This is a genomic window from Tissierella pigra (assembly GCF_018917845.1).
GTDB classification, from domain to species: Bacteria; Bacillota; Clostridia; order Tissierellales; family Tissierellaceae; genus Tissierella; species Tissierella pigra.
The window spans coordinates 198,607-225,060 of the sequence record NZ_JAHLPJ010000001.1; the positions used below are offsets into that span (position 1 = coordinate 198,607).

A 26,454-nucleotide genomic window follows, 5' to 3' on the forward strand; every position below is an offset into this window, starting at 1 on the left:
GTAAAATATAACAAAGTATAGATAAGGAGTAATGTATATGAAATGGTTAAATAAGTTTATGACTGGTAGATATGGTGGAGATCAACTTTCAGTAGTATTGACATTTTTAGCTTTATTCTTGACTTTAGTAGCTAGATTTGCCAATATCCCTGTATTAATTTATATTGGATATATTCCATTGGTTATAAGTATATACAGGACATTTTCTAAAGATATAAATAAGCGTAGAATGGAGAACTATAAATTTACAACCTTTATGAGTCCTATTTATTCATGGTTTAAAAGGACTGAGAGAAAAGCAAAGGATTTCAAAACCCATAAGTATATTAAATGTTCAAATTGTGGTACAAATTTAAGAGTTCCAAAGAAAAAAGGAAAAATCATGGTTACTTGTCCGAAATGCAAGGAAAAGTTTGAACAAAGGACATAGAATCTTTTAATAAAGAGAGGTTTAATATTATATGAATATATTAAAAAAGACATGGGGTAATATTTTATATATTATTGCTAAAATAGTTTCTGTAGTATTTGATGTTTTTATTGGAGTTGTAGAGTTTATTGTGAGAATTGTAATAAGTGTTGGAAGAGGAGTATTAGGTATTATATCCATGGGTGGATGTTTATTGATTATGATATTAGGACCTGCTTTGCTACTCAACCCTCTTACTCTTTTTGGAATTGTATTTCTCCTCATATTTCCAATTTTAGGAACAAAGTTTATATCTTATTTGAAATATATAAAGTATATGGTAACAGAATATTTATTTGACCATGCAGATAATCTTATAAAAGGTAAAAAAGCAGAATTCGGTACATTTAATGAATATGGCAGTAAGTATAGAAGAATAGAAGAAGAAAAAAGAAGAAGAGAACAACAACAAAGACAAGCAGAGCAACAAAGGGAGTGGGAAGAGAGATTCAGAAAATGGGCTGAATATCAAAATGCCCAAAGGGGAAGTAGTGGGTATGGTGGTTACAGTAGTTACGGTGGTAATTATCAGAATACAGAATATGGAAATAGTTATGTAAATCCCAATATTGAATTTAAAAGTAAATATGAAAAGAGCTGTGATTTATTAGGAGTTTCCTATGATTCAGATAAATACCAAATAAAACTTGCCTATAGAAAAAAGGCAAAAGAATATCATCCAGATTTAAATAAATCGCCAGATGCTACTGTGGTATTTCAGCAAATAAATAATGCCTATGAATTTTTAAGTGATGATAATATAGAAAGATATAAAAATATAAGGGGAAATTAGGATAATCCTATTATCTTTAAATAAGGAGGATAAATATGTTACCAAATAATATTATTAGTGAAAGACTAATACTGCGTGATATGATGATGGATGATTCTAAAGATGTTTGGGAGATATGGAGTAATAGTGAAAATGAAAGATATATGAGTGATCCTGTTGAATCACAAGATGAAATTGTGTCCATATTTGATACAGACGATAGAAATGGATATTTAACAGTTGCGATTTTAAAAGATACTGATGAAATTATTGGAACTTGCTGTTTTGGTCCTACAGATAGAAATGATGAGTGGGGATTCGGGTATTCAATTAGGCAAGAGCATTGGAATAAAGGTTATGCAACTGAAATTGTAAAATCAGTTATTGAATTTGGATATAGTTCAGGAATTAAAGATTTTATTGCAAGTTGTGCCATAGAAAATACTGCATCAGGTAAGGTTATGGAGAAATGTGGAATGTATATAGACCATAAAGGTAGTTTTAGACAGCCCAAACTAGATATAGTATATGAGTCAAATGTTTATAAGCTGCATATAGATTAGCATTGGATAAAGTTAAGAGGATTAATCAAAAGATTAATCCTCTATAGTAATTCTTTTCGTAATTCTTCCATTGATTTATGAGATAAGTATCCTAAAGGAATATCAAATATAGTAATAGCACCAATTTTTCCTTCTAAGGTCATCTTATAAACTGCCCTAGCATAAGCTACCAGCACAGACGAAGTGAATTCTGGGTTACTATCAAGAGTAAGGTTAAACTCCATTTTTTGTTTGTGTTCTAGTCCTGTATTTCCAGCCCTAATGACAAATCCTCCATGGGGCATTTCATTATGATTTTTGTTGAATTCTTCCTCTGATATAAAGAATACAGTTGTGTCATATTCAGCAAAGTAATTTGGCATAGTCTTTATTTCTTTTTCTATTCTATCTTTATCTTCATTATCTTCACACACTACATAGCATATCCTTTTATGTCTACTACAGATTGGAGTATCTAAAATCTCACAATTTCTTACTTTTTCTAGAGCTTCTTTAACAGGTACAGTATATTGTACTCCATATTTTACACCATTTACTCTTCTAATTGCGTCTGAATGACCTTGGCTCAAGCCCTCTCCCCAAAAAGTATAATCTTTCCCATTTGGTAAAACACATTGACCTAATAATCTATTGAGAGAAAATAGCCCAGGGTCCCATCCAACTGATATAAGACTTAAATTTTTATTTTTAGATGCTATATTATTGATTTTTTCAAAGTATTCAGGAATTCTTCCATGATTATCAAAACTATCTACAGTATTAAAATTTTCTGCTATCATGGGTCCTTGTTCATCAAGGTCCATTAGAGAACCACCACATAGTATCATTACATCAATTTTATCTTTAAAATCCAATATATTAGAAATATGTACTACATTAGTATTTGTATTTAATAAATCAGGTTTTCGTCTTGTAAATATGGCTACTAGCTCCATATCAGCATTTTCTTTAACGGCTAATTCAGCACCCTTACCTAAATTCCCATAACCTACGATACCAATTTTAATTTTCTTATTCATATTACACCTCCAGTTTGATATTATAATTATATCATTTATTGATGGATATTATAATAGTATTAGCATATTATTAGAATTAGAATAATTGGGTATTAATAGTTGAAGAGAATAATATATAGGACCTAAGGGAGAGAAATAAATGGATTATGCTAGACAAATACAAGAAATAGTTAAATATTTTATAAATGGAGAAAAAAATATAGAGGACTTTAAAATTGGAGTTGAATTTGAACATTTTATAGTAGATAAAGATTCTTTAAGGACTATCTCCTATTATGGTGAAAATGGTATAGGTGAAACGTTACATGAACTTGAAAAAGGTGGTTGGACGGGAAGTTATGAAGGAGAATACATTCTTGGACTAAAAAAAGGAAATAAGACTATAACTTTAGAACCAGGAAGTCAATTTGAACTTAGTATAGAAGCTAAAGTAAATATAAAAGAACTTGAAAGAGAGTATCTAGGATTTTTAAATGAAATAGTTCCAATACTTCATAAAAAAAATCAAGGGCTAATGGCAGTATCATATCATCCAGAAACTAAAATAGATGATATAAAGCTTTTGCCAAAGGAAAGATATGATATTATGTTTAACTATTTTAAAACCAAGGGAAAATATGCTCATAATATGATGAAAGGCACAGGGGCATTACAAATAGCCATAGACTATAAGTCGGAGGAAGATTATAGAAGAAAGTTTAGAGTAGCCAATGGATTGTCTCCAGTATTATATGCTCTATTTGATAATGGATTTTATTTTGAAGGAGAAAAGTGGAATAAATATAATTTGAGAACTGATATATGGAATAATTGTGATAATGATAGATCAGGAGTAGTACAGCATGCTTTAGATAATGATTATGGATATAAAAAATATGCCGAATATATACTTAATAGTCCCCCTATACTTATAATAAAAGACAATGAAGTAATACCAACTGGTGAAAGAAAAGTAAAAGAAATTTTTGATCCAGAAAACTATAAGAAAGAAGAGTTGGAACATTTATTGACTATGTTTTTCCCAGATGTACGAACTAAAGGGTTTATTGAAATTAGAATGATGGACTCAGTTCCATATCCATTAAGTTTTGCAGCAGTGGCTTTAATAAAGGGGATATTCTATGATGAAGAAAATTTAAATAAAGTATATGATTATATTAAGTATATAACTATCCATGATGTAAATAAATCAAAAGAGGATATTATGGAAAATGGACTAAAAGGTAGGTTAAATGATAAAACTGTATTGGAAATAGGTAAATGGTTGGTAGAATTGGCACAACAAGGTTTAGATAAGGAAGAGGCTAAATACTTACTACCCCTTGAAGGAATGATTATATCAGAAACGAACCCCTATGGAATCACAGAAGAAAAATCTGAGTTAGGAAAGAAAGCAGCTTTAAATTGGTGTTTACTGAATAATAATATTGAGGTGATTTAATGAACTGGAAAGAAGTAAATGATGATTATATAGAACTAATTAAATCTGATATGGGAAAATATGAAAAGGACTATAGATTAACACTAGAAAAGGTAGCAAATTCTACAGCAATATATAAAGGAAAGCCAGTACCATTTCTTTATCACCCTATGTTTTATACTGAAAAAGATATAGAAAACTTCACAAAGATTGGTGATACTCTTATTTCCATAACTAATAAAGTGACTAAAAGATACTTAGAGTCTAAGGGGTTCAGACAAAAGTTTGAATTCAGTCCTCTTTTAGAAGAGCTGATTTTAGTAGATAATGGATATGATATAAATGTTCCCATAGGAAGATTTGATCTATTCTATAAAGATGAAGATAATTTCAAATTTTGTGAGCTAAATACGGATGGTTCTTCTGCAATGAATGAAGATAATACCATAGGGGAAATATTACTTCAAACAGAGGCTTTAAAGGATTTTTCTAAAGAATATAATTTATCTTTATTTGAATTAATAGATAGATGGGTAGACGATAGTGTTAGTATATTTAGACAATGGAATAACAAAATAGAAAAACCTAATATAGCCATAGTAGATTTTACTGAATCTGGTACATCTAAAGAGTTTGAAGTTTTTAAGGCTGCATTTATAAAAAAGGGATATAATACTATAATTGCAGATCCTAGAGATTTAAAGTATAGAGATGGAGGATTATATTTTGAAGACTTTAAAATAGATATGGTATATAGAAGAATTGTAACCTTTGAGCTAATAGAAAAGGCTAATGAAATACCAGATTTTATTGAGGCATATAAAAATAAGGCATTTTGTTCCATAGGATCCAGAAGGTCGGGGGTTCGACTCCCTCAGGGTACGCCATACGTATTGAAAACACAGTATTTCACAAAATCGAATTTTGTACGAAAAATAGATTTAGCCAATTTTTAGCCAATTGGATTTTATTTCTTACCTAAATAGTGAGTTTAGGGACTGTACATCATTCGCTTTTGTACTTTCTAAAACGTGAGCATATATTTCTGTAGTCTTTACACTTGAATGGCCTAGTAGTCTAGACACTGTAATGAGTTGTGAGCCATTTTTAATTAATTGAGTAGCAAAGGTATGCCTTAGCGAATGAAATCTCTTATATGGCACGTCTATGCCCTCAAATACCCTTTTCCATGACCTCAATAGGTTTCTACTATCAATATATGTTCCAGTTTCAGAAGGGAACAACAAATCGTTATCCTCGTACAATTCTCCTAGTTTTAATTTTTCTTCAATTCTTATTGTATTTAATTCCGCTAGATCCTTTTTTAATTCTGTAGGAATATTAACTTTTCTAATAGATCTCTTGGTCTTAGGTTTAGTTACTATTGTTTCATAATGATATTTGTTAGGACCATCAAATACTTTTACATAAGATAAAGTTTTTGTAACTTGAACTACCATATCTTTTATATCAGTTTTTTTAAGTGCTAATATTTCACCTTGTCTTAATCCAGTTCCTAGAGCAAATTTTACCATTATTCTTAGTTTGTCATTTTTTATACCTTCTAAGAGTATAGGAATTTCTTCATCTGTAAAAGTTTCTACCTTTTCTCCATCTTCATCAAATAAATCAATTTCATCTACATCTTCTTCCTCTTCGTATTGGTCTAATTTAATTCCAGTGCAAGGGTTTCTTAAAATATATCCTTCTATAACTGCATATCTGAAAAACATATTTAATACTTTGTGGAGATTCTTTATTTGTGAATAAGTTTTACCTTCTTCATGTAGTTCTGTATAGTATTTCTGTATGGTTACTCTTTGTATATCTTCAAGTCTAAATTTTCCTATTTTACTTTCAGATACATAATTTCTATATATTCCTTCGTATCTTTCAAATGTGGTAGCTTTTATTCCTGATACTTTAAGAATATCCCATACCCAATTTTTCATTGACCTAGACAATGAATCTTTAGTGTTAACATGATTTATTCCTAGAAGATTGTCTTTCATCCATTCAATTTTCTTATTTTCTGCATCTGTTTTTGAAGTTCCATAGAAATTTTTGATTATATCTTTTCCGTCTTTATCTTTACCTATAGTAACCCTAAGTCTATAGTATTTCTTATCGTTTATTTCTGTATTAGTTGCCATGTTATCCTCCTTTCGTGTTAAGTTGATGTTAAGTTAAGAATAAGAGAGGTATTTGGCCATTATACCTCTCTATAGCCTCTTATTCTCTTATGTTTAGTACTGCAACTAGTTTACCTAAAATACTTACGTTGCCACCTGTTAGAATTATAGGTTTGTATAAATCATTTTCAGATTGAAGAATTATTGTATCATTTTCTTTATAGAATTTCTTTAATGTAGCTGAATCATCTATAAGTACTGCTCCAATTTCTCCGTTTTCTAGACTACATTGTTGTTTTATAAAAACTATATCACCTGGAAATATTCCAGCTCCTAACATAGAATCTCCTTTAACTTTAAGAGCAAAGTCTGCTTTGATTTTACTGTCAATATTAAAATAATCTTCTATGTTTTCTTCCGCCATTATAGGAAGTCCAGCAGCTATTGTCCCCAAGAGTGGGATTCTCTTAGATGTTGAAGGGTTTTTTACATTAGACATTCCCATTACGTAGGTCGGGCTTACATCAAATATTTCAGATAATTTTTGTATAGTAGATCTCTTAAGGTTTTTAGTTATTCCACTTTCCCATTTTTGGACAGCTGCTTTTTTTACTCCTACTTTTTCACCTAATTCTTCTTGAGTTAAGTTATTTAATATTCTTAACTCTTTTATTCTATCGCCAGCGTTCATTTTATCACCTCCAAGTATCTTTATTTTACTATAAATTTATAGAAAATGCAAGAAAATATTAAAAAGTTTAAAAAAAAGATACAAAAGGTATTGACTTCATAATTCAACTATGTTAGACTTAAAGTATCCTAAAAAGATACACGAAACGAGGTGATTATATGAATACTAACAAACTTAGAGCTAAAATGGCTTTATATGGCGACACTGGGAATATATTGTCCGAGGTTTTGGGCATATCTCCCCAAAGATTTTCAGCTAAAATTAATGATAATAACGCTGAATTTACTCAAGGAGAGATTCAAATCATAAAAGACAGATATAACTTGACTGCCGAAGAAGTAGATGATATTTTTTTTAATAAAAAAGTATCGTAAGAAGATACAAAGGAGGAATGAGAAAATGAGTAACTTAATATTAAAAGGAAAAACAAAAGTGGAAAGTATGGAATTTAATCACATAGAAGGAGGTTTTGGAGAAGGTAAAAAATCAATGCTAGTAAAAGATATTGCTGAAATACATGGACAATCTCTAGGCGAAATAAATAGAAGGATAAATGATAACAGAAAAAGATTTAAAAGTAATGTAGATATTATTGATTTAAAAGAAACTGAATTCGCTATGGCTTTAACCCATAACGGAATTTACACCCAAAATTCAATAAATGCAAGTAAAAATATTTATCTACTATCCGAAAGAGGGTATTCAAAATTATTAAAAATCCTAGAAGATGATTTTGCATGGGAGCAATACGAAAAGTTGGTAGATGGTTACTTTAATATGAGACAAGTTGTTAAAGAAAATTCTATGGATGTAGCAAGGCTAATAAATCAACAAGTAAATATCATCTTAGGTGAAGTTGATAACCTTAATGGAAGAGTTGAGGATCTAGAAAATAACATGACAATTGATTTTGGGCAACAAAATACTCTGCAGAACAAAGCTAAGTCAAGAGTAATTAGTATCTTGGGTGGAATTAAAAGTCATTCTTATAAAGACAAGAGCCTAAGGTCAAAGGTATTCAGTGCATTATGGAGAGATTATAAAGATTATTTTGAAGTTGCAAGTTATAGAGATACTGCAAGATTAGATTTTAATAAAGCATTAGAATATATAGAAAATTGGCAAGTACAAGGTAAATTATTGAGAGAGATAGAGGATTGCAATAATCAAATAGGTGTAGAAGAAATAGCTTAGGAGGTGTAAATATGTCAGCTAGATTAATTTCAGTAAAACAAGCAGCTAAGATATACGGATTTCCTCAACAAGAGCTATATAGATTAGTGGCAAATAAGCAGGTCCCATATATAGAGATAGAAACTCTTTCAGGTAATAAGATGAAAAAGATTAATACTAGAACTTTTGAGGAATGGCTGGACAAGTTATCAGAGGAAAATGCAAGTATATAGGAGGTATCTCAATGCTAAATCTAATATGTACCCTAGTCTCTAAAATCGTTTTCTCGGGGTTAAATGGTACAAGCTTAATATTACCCCTAGGAATACTAATATATGTCCTATATGGACAAGCAAAAGATGTAAAAAGAGTATTTATAGAAGTGCTTAGAGGGGAGGTGTAGAAGGTGAAAACTAAAATTGAGGAATTAATAAAGAGATATGAGGAGTATAAAGAAGAGCAAATTGAATTATCGAGAAAAGCAGATGGTTATGGTCAAGGATTGCACGAAGGTTATGCTGACGCATTTGAATTAGTTATAGAACATTTGAATTCTATATTAGAAGGTGAGGAGTAATGAATATTAAGTATCTAAAGCATTACTTGAATAGATGTAAAGAAAAAGGAGAGTATGCTAGTTTTGAAGGACTAAAGAATTATCATAAAAATATTTTGAAAGAGAGGACAAGCATATGAAAACATGGGAAATGATTAAGGAATTAACGGAGAACCCAAAGAAGAAATTTGTAAGTGATAAAGGGTTGCCATGTGAGATTATAGCTTATGTAAATACAATCAACGTTTTAACATTTAAGTATAAAGATGGAGAAATTTCTAGAGGGATGTTTATAGGAAGAGAGTGGGAAGAAGTAAAAGAACCTCTATCATTTATAGAAGTATTGAAAGCAATAGAGGAGGGAGTTCCATCATACCTCTCACTTGAAAGCGAAACGAGTGACGTAGGCTATGAAAACTGGGCACTAGATGAAATGTTAGCTGATTTAACTGATTGCTTCGGAAGTGACGAGATAGCAGATATATTACTAAATAGTAAATTCTATATCAATGATTAGGAGGAATAGAAGATGATGAAGAATAGAAAAAAGACCTCTCTAGCGGGAACTAGAAAAGGTCAACAAGAATAAAATTAATAATGTAATTATATCACGAAAGGATTAAAAAGGGAATGAAATTACATGAGACTATTTACATGAAAATTACAGATAAAGATAAAATCTATTATTTGCTGTATAAATCTTATGCAGATGACCAAGACGGGAGTATAGATGTAGAAGAAATAAATAAAAGAAAGTTTGAATTTGCTAAAGAGTCAGAATTTAAAATAGAAGAAAAAACATTCGACAATGCTAGATTTGGAATAAAAAGAAGAATTCAACAGAATGAATTTGAGGGTGTGAAATATGAAGTGTCCTAGTTGCAAAAGAGATGTTGAAAAATTAAAAAAATATCAAGTTGCAGATTGCAAATGTGGAGCAAAGCTTATGTGTGTAGAGTTAAATAAAAATTTAATATTGATTGATTTAAGAAAGGATGAATAAATTATGTCATTTAAACTATACGAGTTAACAGAAATGTATCAAAATATTTCAGATTTAATAAGTGATGATGAAGTAGGTAATGAAGCACTAGAAAAAGCCTTAGAGGATATTAAAGACAATATAGAATTAAAGGCTGAAAATATGGCTAAGTTAATCAAAAACATAGATGGAGATATAGAAGTATTAAAAACAGAAGAAGAACGTCTAGCAGACCGCAGAAAGGCTCTTGAGAATAAGAAAGAGAATATCAAAACATATTTAGAAAATCAATTAAAGATAATGAAAGTTGATAAGGTGAAAACTCCGTTATTTACTGTAGCATTACAAAATAATCCTCAATCAGTAAACATACTGGATGAAGAATTAATACCTAATGATTATAAAAAAACTGTTACTACTACATCTATTTCAAGAAAAGATTTGTTAGATGATTTAAAGCAAGGACTAATAATAGATGGGGTAGAGTTGAGACAGACTAAATCTTTGAGAATTAGATAGGAGGGACAAGCTAATGAGTAATATAGTTGAATCTACAAACCAATTACAAAGTTTTGGATATAACCAAGAACAGGTTAATTTAATTAAAAATACAGTTGCTAAAGGTGCGACCAATGATGAATTACAAATGTTTATGTATCTAGCAAATCAATATAGTTTAGATCCATTTAAGAAAGAAATATGGTTCATGAAATATAGTGGACAAACTAACATAATGACATCCAGGGACGGTTATTTGAAGTATGCACAGCTTAATGAAGATTTTGAGGGGCTTATGTCCTTCGTAGTAAAAGAAGGAGATGTATTCGAGATAGATGCTTCTGAATACAAAGTAACTCACAAATTTGGAGCGAATAGAGGTCAAATACTTGGAGCATGGGCAAGATGTGACAGAAAAGGAAAGAAACCATTTATAGCTTATGTAGAATTTGCTGAATACAATAAAAACTCTAATATATGGAAGTCATATCCTAGTGCAATGATACAGAAAGTAGCAGAGGTATTTGTTCTTAAAAGAGCATTTGGAATAAACGGATTAGTAACTAGAGAGGAAATAGATGCAGAAGAACAAGGGGTGGAAATTACAGAAGAAGTGGCAGAGGGAAAACCACAGACTATATCGAAACCTCAACAGAAAAGAATATTTGAAATAGCGAAAGGCAATCAAGATATTGTCAAGGAAGTTTTAGAAGATTTCAAACTTGCAGGAACAGCGGATATAACAAGAGATTCATATAATGAATTTTGCTCTAAAGTTGAAGAATTAGCAAATTTTGATGAAGTCGTTGAGGTAGTTGAAGAGGTTGAAGAAGTACCTTTTAGCGAAATAGAAGAAGAGGAACTTCCTTGGAAAGAAGAAGATTAGGGGCGAATCAGCCCCTTGTATTTAAAAGAAGGTGATAAATTGTCAGAAGTAAAATGGATTAAGATTACTACTAATATGTTTGAAGATGAAAAGATTGATTTTATAGAAAGTTTACCAGAAGCAGATGCAATTTTAGTTATATGGGTCAAGTTGCTTACTCAAGCTGGAAAATGTAACTCAAATGGATATATTTTTTTAACTGAAAATATTCCTTATGATGAAAATATGTTGGCCCATAAATTTAAAAAGCCAGTAAATACTATCAAATTGGCATTATCTACACTTGAGAGATTAGGAATGATACAGCTAGATGAAAAAGGATATATAAGCATAACTAACTGGGAGAAACATCAAAACATAGAAGGTTTAGAGAAAATCAGAGAACAGACTAGAAAAAGAGTAGCAAAGTATAGAGAAAAACAAAAAGAATTACCTAGTGGTAACGTTACAGATAACGTTACAGTAACGGAAGGTAACGAGACAGATATAGAAGAAGATAAAGAAAGAGATATAGATATAGATAAAGAAGAAGAAAGAGAAGGAGATAAAACACCACCAGTACCTTATGAAAAAATAAAAAACTTATTTAATGAAATATGTAAATCTTATTCATCTATCAGATCTCTATCTAGTAAAAGAAAAGAACATATTAGAGCTAGATGGAAACAGTACAATTATCAGTTAGAAGTATTTGAGGAATTGTTTAATAATGCAGAAAGTAGTAATTTCTTAAAAGGACAGAATAAAAGGAATTGGAAAGCTAACTTTGATTGGCTTATAAATGATAATAACATGGCTAAAGTGCTAGAAGGTAGATATAAGAATGAGGAAGGTGAAGGAAATGGAGAGTATGCAGGAGCTACTAGAACAGAAAATCAAGGAAGCGAAGGAAAAGTCGATTTATCCCACATCGGATTCAAAGGAACGGGAGAAATTGACGACAGTGACCTCATATGATTGTGAATTATGTAAAGATACAGAATGGATAGACATAAAAGACGAATTGGGATTAATAAATTCATCTAAACCTTGTAAATGTGTTGAAATTAAAAGATATAAAAAGATTTTAGAGAAATCGGGAGTCAGTAAAGATTTTCTCAAAATAGGATTTAAAGAATTTGAGATAGAAGGAAAACATGAAACAGTTATAAAAGCTAAGGAATCTGCAATAGCATACTTTAAGAATTTTGAAGAAATAAAAAGCACAAGACAAAACAGTATAACCTTTTTAAGTAAAAACATAGGTAAGGTAAAAACTGGAATAGGAGCAGGGAAAACACATCTAAGCATAGCACTAGCAAATAACATAATGAATAAATATAGAATTGGAGTATTGTATATGCCTTATCGTGATGTAATTACTAAGCTAAAGCAAAATATGATAGATGAAGAATACTATCAAAAAGAAGTGGACAAGTTTAAAAATGCTAGTGTTTTACTAATAGATGATTTATTCAAAGGTAAGGTAAATGATTCGGATATAAATATTATGTTTGAGATTATAAATCACAGATATTTGAACAATAAGCCTATAATTTGCAGTTCTGAATTCGGAAAAGACGATTTATTAGAATTTGACCAAGCAACAGGAAGTAGAATACTAGAAATGTCTAAGGATTATTTAGTAGAGATAGGACTCACTAGAGAAGAATTAACAGAGGGAAAAACAATAAACTATAGATTGTGTTAGAGGTGATGAAATGAGACAAGGGAGAAGGAAATGGAGCCTTGAGGATGAAATATTCTTAGCATTGAACTATAACAAAATGTCAGCTAAAGAGTTAGGAGAAAAATTCAATAAAACACCTAATCAAATCCATGCCAAAGTAGGGCATTTGAAAAATAAAGGTTTGATTGGTGACGCAGAGCAATTAGCGGAAAGAGAAAAAAGAAAAAAAGAAAGTAAGGTAAATGAATTTAGCGAGGGTTTAGATTTATCCAAGCTAACTTTGAATAAGAAAAAGAGATACAAAATTTATAGAAAGAAAAACGATAAATTTGAATATGAAGAATACTTAATAGGTCGAATAATACAAGAAACAAAAGAATTAGTAACATTTAAAACTAAAGCAGGATATTGTGAATCATTTAGAAAATATGATTTACTCTGCGGAGAATATAGGGTTAAGGAGTTGTAATTATGATTGATAAATATAAAGTAGCGGCAGATATAAAAAAGAATAATCAAGAGTATACGCATGAAGAAGCTTTAAAAATAGCAAAAGAAGCGGTAAGAATATACTTTGATAGTAATTGTACACCTGAGGAAGCTATAGAGAAAGCTAAGGAAGTGATGAAATGTTAAATATAAAGACAGAATTGTACCATGATAATTTTCAAAATTATAAAAGATACAACATACCTAAGGCTCAATTAGTAATTGCTGATATACCTTACAACTTAGGAGTAAATGCTTATGCAAGTAGCACGGAATGGTATATAGACGGAGATAATAAAAAAGGCGAAAGCAATAAGGCAGGGAAACAATTCTTTAACAGTGATTCAAATTTTAATATAGCGGAGTATATGCACTTTTGCAGTAAGTTATTAAAAAAAGAGCCTAAAGAAAAAGGACAAGCTCCTGCAATGATAGTATTTTGTGCTTTTGAACAAATGCGAATGGTAATAGAGTGTGGTAAGAAATACGGATTTAATAATAGTTACCCTCTATTTTTTACTAAAAATTACAGTTCACAAGTTCTAAAGGCTAATATGAGAGTGGTTGGAGCAATGGAATATGCGGTAGTTCTATACAGAGATAAACTACCTAAATTCAATAATAACAAAAAAATGATATTCAACTGGATGGAATGGCCAAGAGATAATCAGACAATAAAAATACATCCTACACAAAAACCTATACCATTGTTAAAAAGATTAATAGAAATATTCACAGATGAAGGGGACGTGGTAATAGATCCTTGTGCAGGAAGTGGAACTACTTTAAAAGCAGCAGCAGAATTAAATAGACATAGTTATGGATTTGAGATAGATAGAAAGTTTTATAAATTAGCAAAGGAAAAAATGTTAAGTAGTATACAAGTTAGTTTTCTAATAGGTCAACAAAGTTTATAGGAGGAAGTTACATGAAAATACAAATAGATGATAAATATCAAATCACAAGTGACAGTATGAATTATATATTGCAAGAGAAAAGAGAGGTTAAAGAAGGCAAGGACAAGGGAGAGGTAAGAGAAGTGACATTAGGATATTACGGAACAATTACAAACGCACTACAAGGCTATAAAGAGACACAGATAAGAAATTCAGATGTGACCACCATAGATGAATTGATGAAGCTGATAAAAGATTTAGATAAAAAAATAGAAACCTTACTAGGAGGTAATTAAATGTTGAAGGCATGGAGAAGAAAGAGAAAAGATATATCTCTAAATAACGGAACATTCTTGAAATTATATATTAGGACAAGCATATTAGGAGGAAAATAGATTGAGAGAATTTACAGTACCAGGACCACCAGTTGCAAAAGGTAGACCAAGACTAGGAAAATATACAACCTATACACCTGAAAAAACAGTTAATTATGAAAACCTAGTTCAGTTTAGTTATTTGCAGAAATATAAAAATACAGAGCCGATGGAAGGATATTTAAAAATAGAGATGATATTCTTCATGCCAATACCAAAATCAACTAGTAAAAAGAGAAAAGAGTTGATGTTACAAAGAAAGATACTTCCAGATAAAAAACCTGATTATGACAATATGGCAAAGGCTATATCAGATGCACTTAATAATATAGCTTACAAAGATGACAACCAAATAGTTGAAGCACACATATATAAATTTTACTGCGATGAACCTAGGGCAGAAGTATTTATAGAAAACATATCCTAGAGAGGTTACACAAAGCATAGAGAGGTTTTAACTAGACATTAATACATTTACATACATAAGGAAACAAAACCTCTCTAAATTAAGATAGGAGGGACAAAAATGAGCAAATGTAATATAAGGCTAAAACTAAAAGATTTATATGCGATAAAACATGCAATTGAAAAAACTTTATCAGATAAGAAGCATAACCAACTTGCAAACTCTTTGACCGAGAAATATAACCTAAGTGATGAAGAGCTAAAACAACTATCCAAGGACATAGAGCATGAAGAAAAATTACTAAAGCAAATAAAAGAAAAAATTGATAGTTTTGAGGAATATATCGGAAGATAAAAGTCTAGGGAGTTGATTAAATGAACTGCTATAGAACTAATTGCAAATGTGATGATATAAAGAAAATGTATTGTCTATTTAGACTTAGTAAAGAGCAACAAAGGTTAATAAAAAAGATAAGTAGAAACAATTATTGTGACGAATGTGGACAAGTAACAGTTAAAGCTAAGTATAAGAATAAATATATAAACTTATGTACTGAATGTGGAGTGAGGGGGAAAGTAGCGTGAGAGAAATTAAGTTTAGAACATACAGCAAAGAAGATGAAGAAATGTATTACTCTAATGAAATGCATTGGAACATAGACTTTCATTTTAATGAAAATGGGAATTTGAAATGTTATATAAATTACTCATATGCTGATAGTTTCGGAGATGAACATGACCAATGGGTAGAGCTAGATAATATAATGCAATATACAGGACTTAAAGATAAGAATGGCAAAGAGATATATGAGGGAGATATTTGCAAATACACATTTGATCTGCCAAATTCATCATATGCTACAGAAAACGGTTTGAAGATTAGAATAAGTAAGGTGTTTTGGAGTGATTGGAGAGGTTCTTTTGCAATTGGAAATAGTTTAGCAAATAATGATTTATTCAATTATGTCAGAAACGGAAATAGAGTAGAAGTAATAGGTAATATATATGAGAATCCAGAGTTGTTAGAGGTAGAGTAATGAATCTACTCAATAAAACAACATACAAAGCAGTAAAGAGAATGAATAGACAAGAAATGAAAGAACACTTTGAGGAAATATATAAATTAGGATTTAGAGATGGTTCGGAAGTAGGAGATAAAACAGATTTCAGAATAAAATTATCAAAGGTATTAAATAAGACTAAAGGCGTAGGTATAATTTTGCACGATAGAATAATGGAAAATGCAAAGGAGATGGAATAGATGGAGATGAAAATAAAATGTACTGGTGAGAAACCAAGTTATGCTAATAAATATGCAGCAGGGTTAGATATGAGAAGTAATGAGAGAGTATGTATAATGCCAGGTGGAATTGTAGACATAGAAACATTACTAGCAGTAGAGATACCAAAAGGCCACTTTGGAATGGTAGTAGCAAGAAGTGGATTAAGCTTTAAAAATCAAATTAAGCTAATCAATGATGTAGGTATCATAGATGAAGATTACAGAGGGAATATAGGTATAAGGCTTATAAACGAAGGCAAGGAGCCGTATTTAATTGAAGTAGGGGATAGAGTAGCGCAGATGATAATAATGCCTTATATTCAACCTAAATTGGTGTATGTGGATGAATTAGAGGAAACTGAAAGAGGAAATAGCGGATTTGGTAGTACTGGAAAATAGATGAACATAATGTTATTTATGCGTAATAGAAAGGTGGTCATTTTTATGAATAAAAAAGAGTTATTAAAAAAATTGGAACTATTTCAAGACGATGAAGATATTGTAATTTTGTGCAAAGATAATAATGACAACGACTACTTTACATCACTAGAAAAGATTACTTTTGTAAAAAATCTAAATGATGGGTATGAGATAGTGCTAATACCACATACAGTGACGAATGAAAACAGTCGAAGAACAGAAAAAGAAATAAAAGAAATTATAGACGAGAAGTTATTATTGTTGGAACATTATATTAAAGCAGATAATTTTGATATGGCAAAAACTATATCCACACAATTAGTAATTCTGCATTGGGTAATTGGTTTAGATGGATACCATTATTATCAGCCATATGACGATGTGCTACTTTAATGAATATAACAAGTATTATATTCATCTAATTACACCGAAATCGAGGGAATTAAAATGGATAAGAAAATAGTACAAGCAGTATAAAGAGGTGAGTAAATGGAGAAACATCATATAGTGTTCAAAAGTCAAGGTGGATTAGATTTTGAATTAAATTATAAATATTTATCAAGTGAGGATCATAGAGGTAATGATGGTCCTCACCTAAACAGAGAAACGGATTTAAGGTATAAAATAGAATTAGAATCTACTTTAAGAATGAAACTCTTTGATGATTACTATACAGTAGAGGAATTAATAGAAATATTAGGATTAAATAGCAGACAAGCTCATAAGGCATTTAATAAGATTTCTAAATATCAAGAAGGAATGAAAAGAGAGGATATTATAAGAAGGTTGATGGGAGGAAAGCTATATGGGTAACTGTAAAGAGTGTATTCATTATGAAGAAGGACATTATAAGAATAAGGGCTATTGTCATTTAAATGATGTATATGTTAAAGAAGATGATGCTTGTGAAGATTTCGAGGAGGAAGAATAGATGGAAAGAAAAGCTAAAGATTGCTGTAATTGTATACATGACCCAATCTTATGTGTTGGAGAAGGTTTAGAAATAAGACTAGATGAAAGACAACTGAGAAAATTAATAAGAGAATCAGATGAATATGGGAATTGGTATAGGTTTTACTGTAAAAGACATAAATTCATAAAAGAGTAGGTGGCTATATGGTAGGTGAAATGTTAGCAGTAACGGATATGTTTGGTGCAAATAGATGGTGTATTAATAGATTAAAAGACAGGACTATATTCGAACGAGATAGGAAAGAGTATATTATATTTTGGGTAAAGGATTTTGCGGTTAAATTATATGATATAGCCACTTTGGAAGAAACTAATTGGATAAATGTACCAGACTTTCAGAAGAGTTATAAAGAAACGGAATATTGCTTAGTGTTGGAGGGTGAGTAGATGCAAGATTTAAATATAGAAATGAATAAACTAAGAAATGAATTGAATCTTGCAATAGAATTTGCTAAGAAAAGAGGACAAGAGCTGGCAAAAGCTGAAAGAGATTACAGAATAGCATTAGCAAAGAAAATACTTATAGAAAGAGATAATAAAGTACCAGTAACAATCATTTCTGACATATGTAGAGGGGACACAGAGATAGCAGAGTTAAAGTTTAATAGAGATGCATTAGAAGTATTATATAAGTCGGCAGGAGAGAGAATAAATGCTACTAAGCTAGAGATTAGGATAGTTGAAGGGCAGATGGAGAGCATGAGAAAAGGGGTGTAATGCATGGTTAATATGTATAGTAGAGTAGAAGGAATGTTATACAGTCACTATAAAAGAAAAAAGAGAATAGATAGCTTAAAGAGTAGACTTATTAGAATAGAAAATAGAATAGAGAGACTTAGAAGAGATATAAAAGAATGTAATATAGACTTAGAAGACACTATGAAAGCTATAGACTATTCAAGAGATTCTATACAAAACGGAGGGGTTACATCTAACATAGAAAGAGAGCTAGAAAGAGCGGTAGATGTAATTATAAAAGAAATAGAATACAACATAAGAGACAAATACAAGACAAAGAGTAAAATTACTAATTTAGAAAAACAAATAGAGAATATAGAGTTATTGCTGGAAGAGCTAACAGAAGAGGAATTAACGATAGTTGAGTTAAAATATGGAGAACAGTTAAATGATAGAGAGGTATCAGAAAGATTATATATGGCTAGAAGTACAATGCAGAGGAAGAAGGGAAGTATAATAGAATTTATAATAAATAAGTGCAAGTAATGTTATTTATGTGTAATACAGAAAGGTAGGATTAAGAAATGATTAAGTGGTTAAATACACCATTTGAAGATGTTATACAAGCAACTAAAAACTTATATGGGGATATAAACTGTGAAATATTAATAGACCCAGAATTAGCAACAGAAGAAGAGTGTTATGGCATGACTCAATGGACAGAAGAGGGAAGGGTTTTAATTACGTTGGATGGGAGAACCTCAATAGAAAGGTTGATTGAAACATTAGGGCATGAACTGGCTCATGTAGTAGTGGATAGGACCGAGAAAGATGACCATGGGCAGATATGGGAAGAAGTTTTTGATAATATATTTAAAGAATACAACAGATATTGTGAAAGAAAGTATTCAGATAAAAACCAAGAGAAAGCGACTTATAAAGGTTGCAGAGGGGCTTTAGAATTTATTGCTGATATAGCTTATGGCTATGATAATTCTAAAAGCGTAAAAGCATTGGAAAAACTGATAGATGAAATAAGGACAGAGGCAATAAGAGCATTGGAATTAGGCGAAGGATATAAAATTTAATGAACATATGCCGGGAAGGAGGATTAAAATGGCTAAATTTGAATGGATAGAATTTGAGGTTATTAAAGATATTTACTGGGATGATTGGGGTAGATTCGTTAAGGTTTTTTCTAAAGGTCAAATCTGCAAAGGGAAACTCTATGATGATGGGGCAATAGTTGCTGAAAGTCCATATTATGAAGGCATATCTGATTCGGTGGATTTAAGTAGAATTAAAATATTACATGATAATTAGTTGAACATAACAAGTAAAATGGGCAGAAAATGGGCAGATTATGGGCAATACAAGTATAGAAAGTATGTTAATATAGTAGTATGAACATCTTATAAATGAGATGTGTCAAATAAAAATGCGAAACCCACTCGCAACTAGTCAAATGAATAGAGCAAGGATTACATTAAAAGGACTTACATTATACCAGTAAGTCCTTTTATAGTACATAAAATTAAGTAGGTGAAATTATGAGAAAAGTAATCGAATATGAAGATATAGAATGTCAAGAATGCTGTATATCTTGTGAAAAGGATACTGATATATGCGAATACAGGAAACAAAGAGATAGAGCGATAAGAAGAAAAATATACAAAGCAAAGAAGGAGCAGAAAGACCAGGAGGGGAAATTATGACTATAGGAGAAATACTAAAACATAAAGACATATATACATACAATAAGCTAATGAATATGTTTAAGATAAAAGAACCTAAGAAGAAAATAGAATTAGGTTGTAGTGTAGAGGAATTAATGAGATCAGATAGCTATAAGAGAGTTGGAGGAAAGATTAAGCAGAGGAGTTGGGGATAATGAAAGGAGTATTACTAATATTAATAACTTTTATAATCCTAGCAGCTTGGCAAACTATAATGGAGAGTAGATAAAATAGTTGTCTCCAGACGATGGAGAGGTAGCATTTAATGTGTAAAAATAGCCATTGTTAAAAATAAATAATCATTGTCATAATATGTCGAACGATTATAGAAGGATTTTCTCCTTTCTTGTAGAAGTATATATGAGAAAGGGGATGATGGTTAGATGGGAGTTAATTTAGATCAAGCAATTAACGCTATAACTCAGTTAGCAAAAGCAAATATGAAATTGACTTATCAAATAGCAGCATTAAGAAAAGTCCTCATTGAAAGCAGGCTGTATGATGATGAAAAATATAAAGCCTATTTTGAGGAATTTATGAACGAACCAAAAAATCAAGAGTTATACCAAGATTATTTAAGAGAACTGTTTGAAGGAAATATTAAAGAATAAGAGCCATTAGGCTCTTTTTTCATGCAGTAAATCAAGACAGGTGATAGCGTGAATCCTAAAATAGAAAAATATCTTCTAATATTATTTATACTTATGTTTGGATTATTAAACTTAGGAATTGCTATTACCACTACAACATTGCTATTAGACTTTGATAGATTAGTTAAAGAGCAGTTAATAGAGATAATAGCAATTATATTATTTGCAGTATTATTTAATTATGTTTTATTGATTGTGCATAAGGATGAAGGGAGAGAGTGAAGTGAAGATACCTAAACCTAAATGTAATAAATGTGGAGAAGTAGCTCCAATAGATAATGAAATGAGTAATAAGGTATGGACAGTATATAAAACAAAAGAACCTTGTAAATGCGGAGGAAAGTTTAAAATAGACTTTTCATCCGAGGAAGGAGAATAGATATGAAAACCATATATGAAGAAGTAAAAGAAGAGTTAATAATGAAAGAAATAGAGAAGAAAAGAGTAGAGGTAAGAGAAGAATTAGATGAAGCAATAGAAGATGTAATAAAAGAATTAACTAATAAACCACTAGTAGAAGAAAATGATGAAGATGGCGGCTGGCATAAAAAATTAACAGATAGATTATTGCATTTGATATATCTTAGAAGGAAGTCAATAAAGATAGAATCATTCAAGGATTTAAATATGGAAGAACTCACGAAGGTAATTATAGGATATTAGGAGGTAAAGAAACATGAATAGCAAAACAATGTTATTTGAATGTATAGAATGCAAAGAAACATATTTAGCTGATAATCTATGCGATGGTTATAATTGTCCTAAGTGTGAAGGAATTATTGTAGGAAGAGGATTTATAAAAGACATAGAAGAAGGATTAAAAGATATGCAAGATAAGATCAATAAAGCTAAAGAAAATGGATTAATAAGAAAATATACTAAACCACCAAGAACTAATTACATTCCTTTTGATGGGCATATAGCCACACTACCTTTTGACAAATGTAAGCATGGAGTAGATTTAGGAAGTGGGAAAGATTCTACTGTATTTACAATTCATGCAGATATAGATGAACTTACAAAGATAGATGATGTTTTAAAAATGTTTAATGATTTAAAGAAATCCAGAAGAGTTGGTACTATTAGATAAGAGACTATTACAAGCAATTAGAGAAGGTAATACTCATTATTTTTATACCAGTAGGACATGGAGAAGAAAGAGAAAAGAAATACTTGAAAGAGATAACAATGAGTGTCAGATATGTAAACAGAATGGAAAGGTTACAGTAGGAACTAAAGAAGAACCTTTGATAGTTCATCATATAAAAGAATTAAAAGACCATCCTGAACTTGCCTTAGTGGATAAGAATCTATTAACCGTGTGTGATAATTGTCATGAAACAGTTTGTCATCCCAACAGACTAGGAAAGTATCAAGAGAGAAAAGGATTTGTTAATGAAGAAAGATGGTAGGTGTAAATAATGTGGAAACATTAAATATAAGAATAAATGTACCGGACGAAGTAAGTTGTAGTAAACAAGAGTTAAAAAATTATTTATATGTGCAAGCTCAAATACTAATTGATGAAGCTTTGGAATCAGAGGGGTGTCCCGTTAGGTATAGCATACCCCTAGTAAATATTTAGTGCTTTTTTATTAAAGTGTGTTTACCGAGTAGACGCCTAGGCAAAAGATGTTTATTAAAAAATTCATGTGATAGGGGAGGTGGGGGTGAGTGGACACAAGAATAGATAGAGAAGAAAGATTCAAAAAAAGGGCTAGGCAAAGAAATAAAATAGAGAGAGATCTGTTGGAACAGTTGAAAGATAAAAAAGATAACTCCCACTATCAAGAATTAATAAAAGATTATCTTTTTATGTGGGACACAATTCAAGAATTAAAACGTGACATAGAAGAAAAAGGAGTATCAGTATATTGGCAAAATAGCGAAACACAATTCGGATATAAGAAAAATGATTCAATTAGAGAAATGACAACGGTAAGCCAACAGATGTTAAAAATACTTGGTCATTTGGATATAAAACCAAGTAAAGCAGAAGAAGCTGATGAAGATGAAGAAATCAGATTATAAATACCACGAATATATTGATAACTACCTAAATGCAATTAAAAACAATGAAGTCACAGTAGGTAAATATATTAAGAAATTACCTAAACTAGTTGAAAAAGAATTAAACAAAGACAATGTATTTATAGATTCAGATAAAATATATGATGCTAAGAGAGTTATAGAGGAACATTCTGATATAACTCTTTTTGATTGGCAATTATTCGTTATTGGATTAATGAATTGTTACTATACAGATATTCCGGCTGTAGTATTTCCTGAAATTCTACTTTACATGGGTAGGGGTGCTGGAAAAAATAAATTCATAGCAGAATTAGCAAGGTACTTCACAAGTCCTAATTATGGAATTCCTAGATATAATGTGGACATAACGGCCAACAACGAACAACAGGCAAAGACTTCATTTATGGACCTACATTCATCCTTAGAAATCAATCCTACAAAGATGAAAAAAATATATAAATGGAATTTGCAAGAAATAGAATGCAAACCAACTGGGAGCAAAGTTAAATATTATACTACTAATGCAAAGACTAAAGATGGATTAAGGCCTGGGATGGTTATTTTTGATGAAATCCACGCATATGAAGACTATGACACTATCAATGTATTTACATCTGCATTAGGTAAGGTGCCGCATGACAGAACCGTATTTATTACCACTAACGGTTATGTTAGAGGTGGGGTATTAGACAAAGAACTTCAAAAAGCTAGGGATATATTAGATAACAAAGAGGAAAGCATGGGTTACCTTCCGTTGCTCTATGAACTAGATAATGACGAGGAAGTCCATAATGATAAAATGTGGGATAAAGCCAATCCGAGTTTAAGATATTTACCGAGCTTAAAAAACAGAATTCAAAGAGAATATAGGAATTCTAAAAGGGATTTAAGTGAACTTTTAGAGTTAATGACAAAAAGAATGAATAGACCTAGACAGAAACTCTATGCTCCGGTTGCAGAATGGGAAAAGATAAAAGCTACAAATAAACTTATTCCTTATGAAAAACTAGAAGGTCTTAGTTGTATAGGAGGAATTGACTATACAACAATAAAAGACTTTTGCTCTGTAGGATTACTTTTCAAATTAGAAGGCAAAAGGTATTGGATTGAACACACTTTTGTAAATAAAAAGGCATTAGAAATACCTAGCAGAGAAATTAAGTTTCCAGTAATGGAGATGGTAGATAGAGAATTAATTACAATAATAGAAGATGAAACTATAAGACCTGAAACAGTGTCAAAATGGTTTTTAGAAAAAGCTAGAACATACAACATAATCAATATTGCTGCTGATAGCCATAGGGCCACATATTTAAAACAAGAATTTGACGATTGTGGATTACCGTTAGAAATTGTAAGAAGGGGATATATAACACATAGTCAACTCTCACCCTTGGTAGAAAGTATATTTTCCGAGGAAACCTTAATATGGGGAGAAAATCCAACTATGAATTGGTATACTAACAACACTTATAGAGATATAGACGATAATGGAAATATAAGCTTTAAGAAGATAGAACCCGAGTTGAGAAAAACTGACGGGTTTTTTGCGTTATTACATGCTTTAACAATAGATGGACAGCTAAAAGAAAGTGTCAAGCCTAGACTACTAGGCACAATTAAATTCAACTAGGGGGTGAGTAAGTGGGAATAACGGATTTTTTTCGTGGTTTCTTTGATAAAGATAACAGGATTAGAAATTTAAAATCCTGTAGTCATGATATAGATATAAACACAAAATATAAAATTCTTATACTAGAATCCAGTATAGAACTTATATCTAAAACAGTAGCAAGAGCCGAGTTTCAAACATTTTTAAAAGGCAAAGAAGATAAAGGAAACCTTTACTACACTTTTAATGTAGAGCCTAATAGGAATAAATCAGCAACTATATTTTGGCAGGAAGTCATGAGAACTCTACTGACAAAAGGGGAAGCCTTGATAATAGTACAAAAACATAAATTGTATCTTGCAACTTCTTTTAATAGAGAAGAAAGAGCATTTTTAGATAACATCTATACAGATGTAGTTATAGGCGATTATGAATTAAGTGATACGTGGTATGAAAATCAAGTTTTGTATTTAAAATATGATAACGAAAAAATAAGGGCTGCTATAGATGCCATATACAATGATTTCTCTAAATTAATAGCATCAAGTATCAAAGGATATCAAAATTCTAAATCAAGAAAAGGTAAACTAAAAATACCAACTAATTTACCTAAAGAATTAGAAGAAGAAAAAGCTTTACAAAATCATCTTCAAGAATCGATGAAGGACTTCATGGATCCTGAAAAAGATGCAGCATATATTGAAAATGATGGATTTGAATATACAGAGTTGACCGAATCCAAAGGTAGCAAATCTAATGATAGCGGTAGAGAGACAAAAAATTTCATCAATGATATATTTGATTTTATAGCTATAGGTCTTGGAATACCTCCTAGTTTATTAAAGGGCGATACAGTAAACACCAAAGATGCAGTAAATAACTTCCTTACATTTTGTATCAATCCAATAGCAAGGATACCACAAGATGAAATCAATAGGAAGATGTATGGGCAGAAAGAATATTTATCTAATAGCTATGTGAAAGTTGATACAACAAATATTAAAGCAGTTGATTTAAGGGATATAGCAAATTCTATAGATTTACTTAATAGAAATGGAGCATTAACCATTGATGATACATTAAGGACCTTAGGTAAAGAGCCTATAGGTGGTGATTTAGGAGCAATGAGGTTTATAACTAAGAACTTAGAGTTACTAGATAAGGTACTCGAAGAAGGACAAATTGGCAATATAGAAAGGGGTGATTAAGTGAAAAGAATACCTAAGTTGAATTTGCAACTACATTCAGAGAAGAAAAGATACTACTCTTTATATCAAGAAGGTTCAGAAGCTAATATCTATATCTATGGAGACATAACATCTTGGCCTTGGCTAGAAAGCGATGTATCTAGCTATACATTGTCCAAGGAATTGCAAGAGTTAAAAGATGTAGAAAATATAAATGTATATATATCCAGCTATGGTGGAGAGGTTAAAGAAGGATTAGCAATTTATAAAGCATTAAAGAGACATAAAGCAAAAGTAACAACTATAGCTGATGGGTTTGCATGTAGCATAGCTAGTGTAATCTATGCAGCAGGAGATGAAAGAATTATAAGTGATATAGATTTGCTAATGATCCATAACGCTTGGACGTACACGGCAGGAGATTCTAATGACTTAAGAAAACAAGCTGATGAATTAGAGAAAATGACACAAAGAAGTATCAATGCCTATATGGATATAGTAAACATTGAGGAAGATGAACTAAAGGCATTAATGAATACTGATACCTGGATTGATGGAGCCGAGGCTTTGGAAATGGGATTTGCTACTAAATTGGTAAAATCAACAGAAAAAGAAACGGCAACTCAAAGTGTTAGAAAAACATTAATGCAAAGAATTAAAGAAGAACCTAAAAAGGCAGCAGTAGCTAATGTGAAGATAGATGAGAATCAGATGAAAGGAATAGTCCAAAAAGCTATGGAAGAATTTAAGCAACAATTGAAGGAACAAGGAGTTTTAAAAGAACCAGAGGAAGAAACTCCCGAGGAAAAAGAAATTGAAAAACCACAACAAACAACCAATAAGCCAATCAATATGATGAGGGCTTTTTTTAATTTAAAGGAGGAAGAATAAA

50 protein-coding genes and 1 pseudogene are annotated in these 26,454 nt (G+C 30.8%); 48 read left to right on the forward strand and 3 right to left on the reverse strand.

Annotated features, from left to right (window positions below; translation table 11 throughout):
- Positions 1–37 precede the first annotated feature (37 nt).
- From KQI41_RS00935 to KQI41_RS00945, 3 genes are read left to right on the forward strand one after another with little or no spacing between them, the layout of a single operon-like run.
- Positions 38–430 (forward strand): hypothetical protein, encoded by a 393-nt coding sequence (locus KQI41_RS00935; RefSeq protein ID WP_154441484.1) that lies wholly within the window; start codon positions 38–40, stop codon positions 428–430.
- A 31-nt stretch (positions 431–461) separates the two neighbouring features.
- Positions 462–1,262, forward strand: a complete 801-nt coding sequence (locus KQI41_RS00940; protein ID WP_154441486.1) for a J domain-containing protein — start codon at positions 462–464, stop codon at positions 1,260–1,262.
- 35 nt (positions 1,263–1,297) lie between these two features.
- Entirely contained in the window at positions 1,298–1,804 is a 507-nt protein-coding gene (locus KQI41_RS00945; protein WP_154441488.1) for a GNAT family N-acetyltransferase, read from the forward strand.
- A gap of 41 nt (positions 1,805–1,845) precedes the next feature.
- On the opposite strand, the gene KQI41_RS00950 is transcribed toward KQI41_RS00945, so the two are convergent.
- Positions 1,846–2,823 carry a diaminopimelate dehydrogenase gene (locus KQI41_RS00950; RefSeq protein ID WP_154441490.1) on the reverse strand — a complete coding sequence of 326 codons (978 nt, stop codon included), beginning with the start codon at positions 2,821–2,823 and terminating at the stop codon, positions 1,846–1,848.
- A gap of 139 nt (positions 2,824–2,962) precedes the next feature.
- Here KQI41_RS00950 and KQI41_RS00955 point away from each other — a divergent pair, with 139 nt between their 5' ends.
- Both KQI41_RS00955 and KQI41_RS00960 read left to right on the forward strand, forming a co-directional pair.
- Positions 2,963–4,264: a glutamate--cysteine ligase gene (locus KQI41_RS00955; RefSeq protein WP_154441492.1), complete on the forward strand. Its 1,302-nt coding sequence runs from the start codon at positions 2,963–2,965 to the stop codon at positions 4,262–4,264.
- On the forward strand, positions 4,264–5,199 hold the full coding sequence (locus KQI41_RS00960) for a glutathionylspermidine synthase family protein (protein ID WP_216584601.1): 936 nt from the start codon (positions 4,264–4,266) through the stop codon (positions 5,197–5,199). Before KQI41_RS00955 ends, KQI41_RS00960 begins: the two co-directional genes overlap by 1 nt.
- A gap of 18 nt (positions 5,200–5,217) precedes the next feature.
- Here the strand turns inward: KQI41_RS00960 and KQI41_RS00965 are convergent, their stop codons facing one another.
- Both KQI41_RS00965 and lexA read right to left on the reverse strand, forming a co-directional pair.
- The gene (locus KQI41_RS00965; protein ID WP_216584602.1) at positions 5,218–6,396 is read right to left on the reverse strand and encodes a tyrosine-type recombinase/integrase; all 1,179 of its coding nucleotides are present in this window, start codon (positions 6,394–6,396) and stop codon (positions 5,218–5,220) included.
- Between the two features lie 79 nt (positions 6,397–6,475).
- Positions 6,476–7,066, reverse strand: coding sequence for a transcriptional repressor LexA (lexA, locus tag KQI41_RS00970; protein ID WP_216584603.1), 591 nt, complete (start codon positions 7,064–7,066; stop codon positions 6,476–6,478).
- Positions 7,067–7,224: 158 nt separating this feature from the next.
- Between lexA and KQI41_RS00975 the strand changes: the two genes are divergently transcribed.
- The 43 genes and pseudogenes from KQI41_RS00975 to KQI41_RS01180 all read left to right on the forward strand — a co-directional run bounded on the left by KQI41_RS00975 (position 7,225) and on the right by KQI41_RS01180 (position 26,453).
- Positions 7,225–7,440, forward strand: a complete 216-nt coding sequence (locus KQI41_RS00975) for a hypothetical protein (RefSeq protein ID WP_216584604.1) — start codon at positions 7,225–7,227, stop codon at positions 7,438–7,440.
- Between the two features lie 25 nt (positions 7,441–7,465).
- On the forward strand, positions 7,466–8,260 hold the full coding sequence (locus KQI41_RS00980) for an ORF6C domain-containing protein (protein ID WP_216584605.1): 795 nt from the start codon (positions 7,466–7,468) through the stop codon (positions 8,258–8,260).
- A gap of 11 nt (positions 8,261–8,271) precedes the next feature.
- Positions 8,272–8,472: a MerR family transcriptional regulator gene (locus KQI41_RS00985; RefSeq protein WP_216584606.1), complete on the forward strand. Its 201-nt coding sequence runs from the start codon at positions 8,272–8,274 to the stop codon at positions 8,470–8,472.
- Between the two features lie 11 nt (positions 8,473–8,483).
- Positions 8,484–8,642, forward strand: a complete 159-nt coding sequence (locus KQI41_RS00990) for a hypothetical protein (protein ID WP_216584607.1) — start codon at positions 8,484–8,486, stop codon at positions 8,640–8,642.
- Between the two features lie 3 nt (positions 8,643–8,645).
- Positions 8,646–8,816: a hypothetical protein gene (locus KQI41_RS00995; protein WP_216584608.1), complete on the forward strand. Its 171-nt coding sequence runs from the start codon at positions 8,646–8,648 to the stop codon at positions 8,814–8,816.
- Between the two features lie 115 nt (positions 8,817–8,931).
- On the forward strand, positions 8,932–9,312 hold the full coding sequence (locus tag KQI41_RS01000; protein ID WP_216584609.1) for a hypothetical protein: 381 nt from the start codon (positions 8,932–8,934) through the stop codon (positions 9,310–9,312).
- A 113-nt stretch (positions 9,313–9,425) separates the two neighbouring features.
- Positions 9,426–9,674: a hypothetical protein gene (locus KQI41_RS01005; RefSeq protein WP_216584610.1), complete on the forward strand. Its 249-nt coding sequence runs from the start codon at positions 9,426–9,428 to the stop codon at positions 9,672–9,674.
- Positions 9,661–9,798, forward strand: coding sequence for a hypothetical protein (locus KQI41_RS01010; RefSeq protein ID WP_216584611.1), 138 nt, complete (start codon positions 9,661–9,663; stop codon positions 9,796–9,798). Before KQI41_RS01005 ends, KQI41_RS01010 begins: the two co-directional genes overlap by 14 nt.
- A gap of 3 nt (positions 9,799–9,801) precedes the next feature.
- On the forward strand, positions 9,802–10,296 hold the full coding sequence (locus KQI41_RS01015; RefSeq protein ID WP_216584612.1) for a siphovirus Gp157 family protein: 495 nt from the start codon (positions 9,802–9,804) through the stop codon (positions 10,294–10,296).
- Positions 10,297–10,309: 13 nt separating this feature from the next.
- Positions 10,310–10,855: pseudogene (gene bet, locus KQI41_RS19355) on the forward strand (phage recombination protein Bet); the annotation flags it as partial.
- Between the two features lie 345 nt (positions 10,856–11,200).
- The gene (locus tag KQI41_RS01025; protein WP_216584614.1) at positions 11,201–12,118 is read left to right on the forward strand and encodes a phage replisome organizer N-terminal domain-containing protein; all 918 of its coding nucleotides are present in this window, start codon (positions 11,201–11,203) and stop codon (positions 12,116–12,118) included.
- A complete protein-coding gene (locus tag KQI41_RS01030; protein ID WP_216584615.1) occupies positions 12,012–12,851 on the forward strand; it encodes an ATP-binding protein in 840 nt (279 codons plus the stop codon). The genes KQI41_RS01025 and KQI41_RS01030 overlap by 107 nt, the downstream gene beginning before the upstream one ends.
- Positions 12,852–12,861: 10 nt before the next feature.
- Complete coding sequence (locus tag KQI41_RS01035; RefSeq protein ID WP_216584616.1) at positions 12,862–13,299, forward strand: hypothetical protein; 438 nt, start codon at positions 12,862–12,864, stop codon at positions 13,297–13,299.
- Positions 13,300–13,301: 2 nt separating this feature from the next.
- Entirely contained in the window at positions 13,302–13,466 is a 165-nt protein-coding gene (locus KQI41_RS01040) for a hypothetical protein (RefSeq protein ID WP_216584617.1), read from the forward strand.
- Positions 13,460–14,236: a DNA-methyltransferase gene (locus KQI41_RS01045; RefSeq protein ID WP_216584618.1), complete on the forward strand. Its 777-nt coding sequence runs from the start codon at positions 13,460–13,462 to the stop codon at positions 14,234–14,236. The genes KQI41_RS01040 and KQI41_RS01045 overlap by 7 nt, the downstream gene beginning before the upstream one ends.
- 11 nt (positions 14,237–14,247) lie before the next feature.
- Entirely contained in the window at positions 14,248–14,511 is a 264-nt protein-coding gene (locus tag KQI41_RS01050) for a DUF5405 family protein (protein ID WP_216584619.1), read from the forward strand.
- A gap of 100 nt (positions 14,512–14,611) precedes the next feature.
- On the forward strand, positions 14,612–15,016 hold the full coding sequence (locus KQI41_RS01055) for a RusA family crossover junction endodeoxyribonuclease (RefSeq protein WP_216584620.1): 405 nt from the start codon (positions 14,612–14,614) through the stop codon (positions 15,014–15,016).
- A 99-nt stretch (positions 15,017–15,115) separates the two neighbouring features.
- Complete coding sequence (locus KQI41_RS01060) at positions 15,116–15,349, forward strand: hypothetical protein (protein WP_216584621.1); 234 nt, start codon at positions 15,116–15,118, stop codon at positions 15,347–15,349.
- Between the two features lie 20 nt (positions 15,350–15,369).
- The gene (locus tag KQI41_RS01065) at positions 15,370–15,579 is read left to right on the forward strand and encodes a hypothetical protein (protein WP_216584622.1); all 210 of its coding nucleotides are present in this window, start codon (positions 15,370–15,372) and stop codon (positions 15,577–15,579) included.
- A complete protein-coding gene (locus KQI41_RS01070; protein ID WP_216584623.1) occupies positions 15,576–16,031 on the forward strand; it encodes a YopX family protein in 456 nt (151 codons plus the stop codon). The genes KQI41_RS01065 and KQI41_RS01070 overlap by 4 nt, the downstream gene beginning before the upstream one ends.
- On the forward strand, positions 16,031–16,255 hold the full coding sequence (locus KQI41_RS01075; RefSeq protein ID WP_216584624.1) for a hypothetical protein: 225 nt from the start codon (positions 16,031–16,033) through the stop codon (positions 16,253–16,255). Before KQI41_RS01070 ends, KQI41_RS01075 begins: the two co-directional genes overlap by 1 nt.
- Positions 16,256–16,675, forward strand: coding sequence for a dUTP diphosphatase (gene dut, locus KQI41_RS01080; protein ID WP_216584625.1), 420 nt, complete (start codon positions 16,256–16,258; stop codon positions 16,673–16,675).
- A 45-nt stretch (positions 16,676–16,720) separates the two neighbouring features.
- Positions 16,721–17,089 (forward strand): hypothetical protein, encoded by a 369-nt coding sequence (locus KQI41_RS01085; RefSeq protein ID WP_216584626.1) that lies wholly within the window; start codon positions 16,721–16,723, stop codon positions 17,087–17,089.
- Positions 17,090–17,185: 96 nt separating this feature from the next.
- A complete protein-coding gene (locus tag KQI41_RS01090) occupies positions 17,186–17,509 on the forward strand; it encodes a hypothetical protein (protein ID WP_216584627.1) in 324 nt (107 codons plus the stop codon).
- Positions 17,502–17,627 carry a hypothetical protein gene (locus KQI41_RS19025; RefSeq protein ID WP_280634043.1) on the forward strand — a complete coding sequence of 42 codons (126 nt, stop codon included), beginning with the start codon at positions 17,502–17,504 and terminating at the stop codon, positions 17,625–17,627. The genes KQI41_RS01090 and KQI41_RS19025 overlap by 8 nt, the downstream gene beginning before the upstream one ends.
- Positions 17,628–17,804 carry a hypothetical protein gene (locus KQI41_RS01095; protein ID WP_216584628.1) on the forward strand — a complete coding sequence of 59 codons (177 nt, stop codon included), beginning with the start codon at positions 17,628–17,630 and terminating at the stop codon, positions 17,802–17,804.
- An 8-nt stretch (positions 17,805–17,812) separates the two neighbouring features.
- Positions 17,813–18,055, forward strand: a complete 243-nt coding sequence (locus KQI41_RS01100) for a hypothetical protein (RefSeq protein WP_216584629.1) — start codon at positions 17,813–17,815, stop codon at positions 18,053–18,055.
- The gene (locus KQI41_RS01105) at positions 18,056–18,385 is read left to right on the forward strand and encodes a hypothetical protein (RefSeq protein ID WP_216584630.1); all 330 of its coding nucleotides are present in this window, start codon (positions 18,056–18,058) and stop codon (positions 18,383–18,385) included.
- A 3-nt stretch (positions 18,386–18,388) separates the two neighbouring features.
- Positions 18,389–18,892, forward strand: coding sequence for a hypothetical protein (locus KQI41_RS01110; protein WP_216584631.1), 504 nt, complete (start codon positions 18,389–18,391; stop codon positions 18,890–18,892).
- A gap of 38 nt (positions 18,893–18,930) precedes the next feature.
- Positions 18,931–19,434 carry a SprT family zinc-dependent metalloprotease gene (locus KQI41_RS01115; protein WP_216584632.1) on the forward strand — a complete coding sequence of 168 codons (504 nt, stop codon included), beginning with the start codon at positions 18,931–18,933 and terminating at the stop codon, positions 19,432–19,434.
- 28 nt (positions 19,435–19,462) lie between these two features.
- Positions 19,463–19,669 carry a hypothetical protein gene (locus KQI41_RS01120; protein ID WP_216584633.1) on the forward strand — a complete coding sequence of 69 codons (207 nt, stop codon included), beginning with the start codon at positions 19,463–19,465 and terminating at the stop codon, positions 19,667–19,669.
- Positions 19,670–19,896: 227 nt separating this feature from the next.
- Positions 19,897–20,061: a hypothetical protein gene (locus KQI41_RS01125; RefSeq protein WP_216584634.1), complete on the forward strand. Its 165-nt coding sequence runs from the start codon at positions 19,897–19,899 to the stop codon at positions 20,059–20,061.
- Positions 20,058–20,237, forward strand: a complete 180-nt coding sequence (locus tag KQI41_RS01130; RefSeq protein WP_216584635.1) for a hypothetical protein — start codon at positions 20,058–20,060, stop codon at positions 20,235–20,237. Before KQI41_RS01125 ends, KQI41_RS01130 begins: the two co-directional genes overlap by 4 nt.
- 228 nt (positions 20,238–20,465) lie before the next feature.
- Positions 20,466–20,693: a hypothetical protein gene (locus KQI41_RS01135; protein ID WP_216584636.1), complete on the forward strand. Its 228-nt coding sequence runs from the start codon at positions 20,466–20,468 to the stop codon at positions 20,691–20,693.
- Between the two features lie 48 nt (positions 20,694–20,741).
- Entirely contained in the window at positions 20,742–20,954 is a 213-nt protein-coding gene (locus KQI41_RS01140) for a hypothetical protein (RefSeq protein WP_216584637.1), read from the forward strand.
- A gap of 1 nt (position 20,955) precedes the next feature.
- On the forward strand, positions 20,956–21,111 hold the full coding sequence (locus tag KQI41_RS01145; RefSeq protein WP_216584638.1) for a hypothetical protein: 156 nt from the start codon (positions 20,956–20,958) through the stop codon (positions 21,109–21,111).
- A gap of 2 nt (positions 21,112–21,113) precedes the next feature.
- A complete protein-coding gene (locus KQI41_RS01150; protein WP_216584639.1) occupies positions 21,114–21,395 on the forward strand; it encodes a hypothetical protein in 282 nt (93 codons plus the stop codon).
- Positions 21,396–21,408: 13 nt separating this feature from the next.
- On the forward strand, positions 21,409–21,822 hold the full coding sequence (locus KQI41_RS01155) for a hypothetical protein (protein WP_216584640.1): 414 nt from the start codon (positions 21,409–21,411) through the stop codon (positions 21,820–21,822).
- Positions 21,806–22,144: an HNH endonuclease gene (locus KQI41_RS01160; RefSeq protein WP_244971076.1), complete on the forward strand. Its 339-nt coding sequence runs from the start codon at positions 21,806–21,808 to the stop codon at positions 22,142–22,144. Before KQI41_RS01155 ends, KQI41_RS01160 begins: the two co-directional genes overlap by 17 nt.
- A gap of 262 nt (positions 22,145–22,406) precedes the next feature.
- Complete coding sequence (locus KQI41_RS18815) at positions 22,407–22,763, forward strand: P27 family phage terminase small subunit (protein ID WP_216584641.1); 357 nt, start codon at positions 22,407–22,409, stop codon at positions 22,761–22,763.
- Positions 22,744–24,396: a terminase TerL endonuclease subunit gene (locus KQI41_RS01170; RefSeq protein ID WP_216584642.1), complete on the forward strand. Its 1,653-nt coding sequence runs from the start codon at positions 22,744–22,746 to the stop codon at positions 24,394–24,396. Before KQI41_RS18815 ends, KQI41_RS01170 begins: the two co-directional genes overlap by 20 nt.
- 11 nt (positions 24,397–24,407) lie before the next feature.
- Entirely contained in the window at positions 24,408–25,583 is a 1,176-nt protein-coding gene (locus KQI41_RS01175; RefSeq protein WP_216584643.1) for a phage portal protein, read from the forward strand.
- Positions 25,584–26,453: a head maturation protease, ClpP-related gene (locus tag KQI41_RS01180; RefSeq protein WP_216584644.1), complete on the forward strand. Its 870-nt coding sequence runs from the start codon at positions 25,584–25,586 to the stop codon at positions 26,451–26,453.
- Position 26,454: the final 1 nt, after the last annotated feature.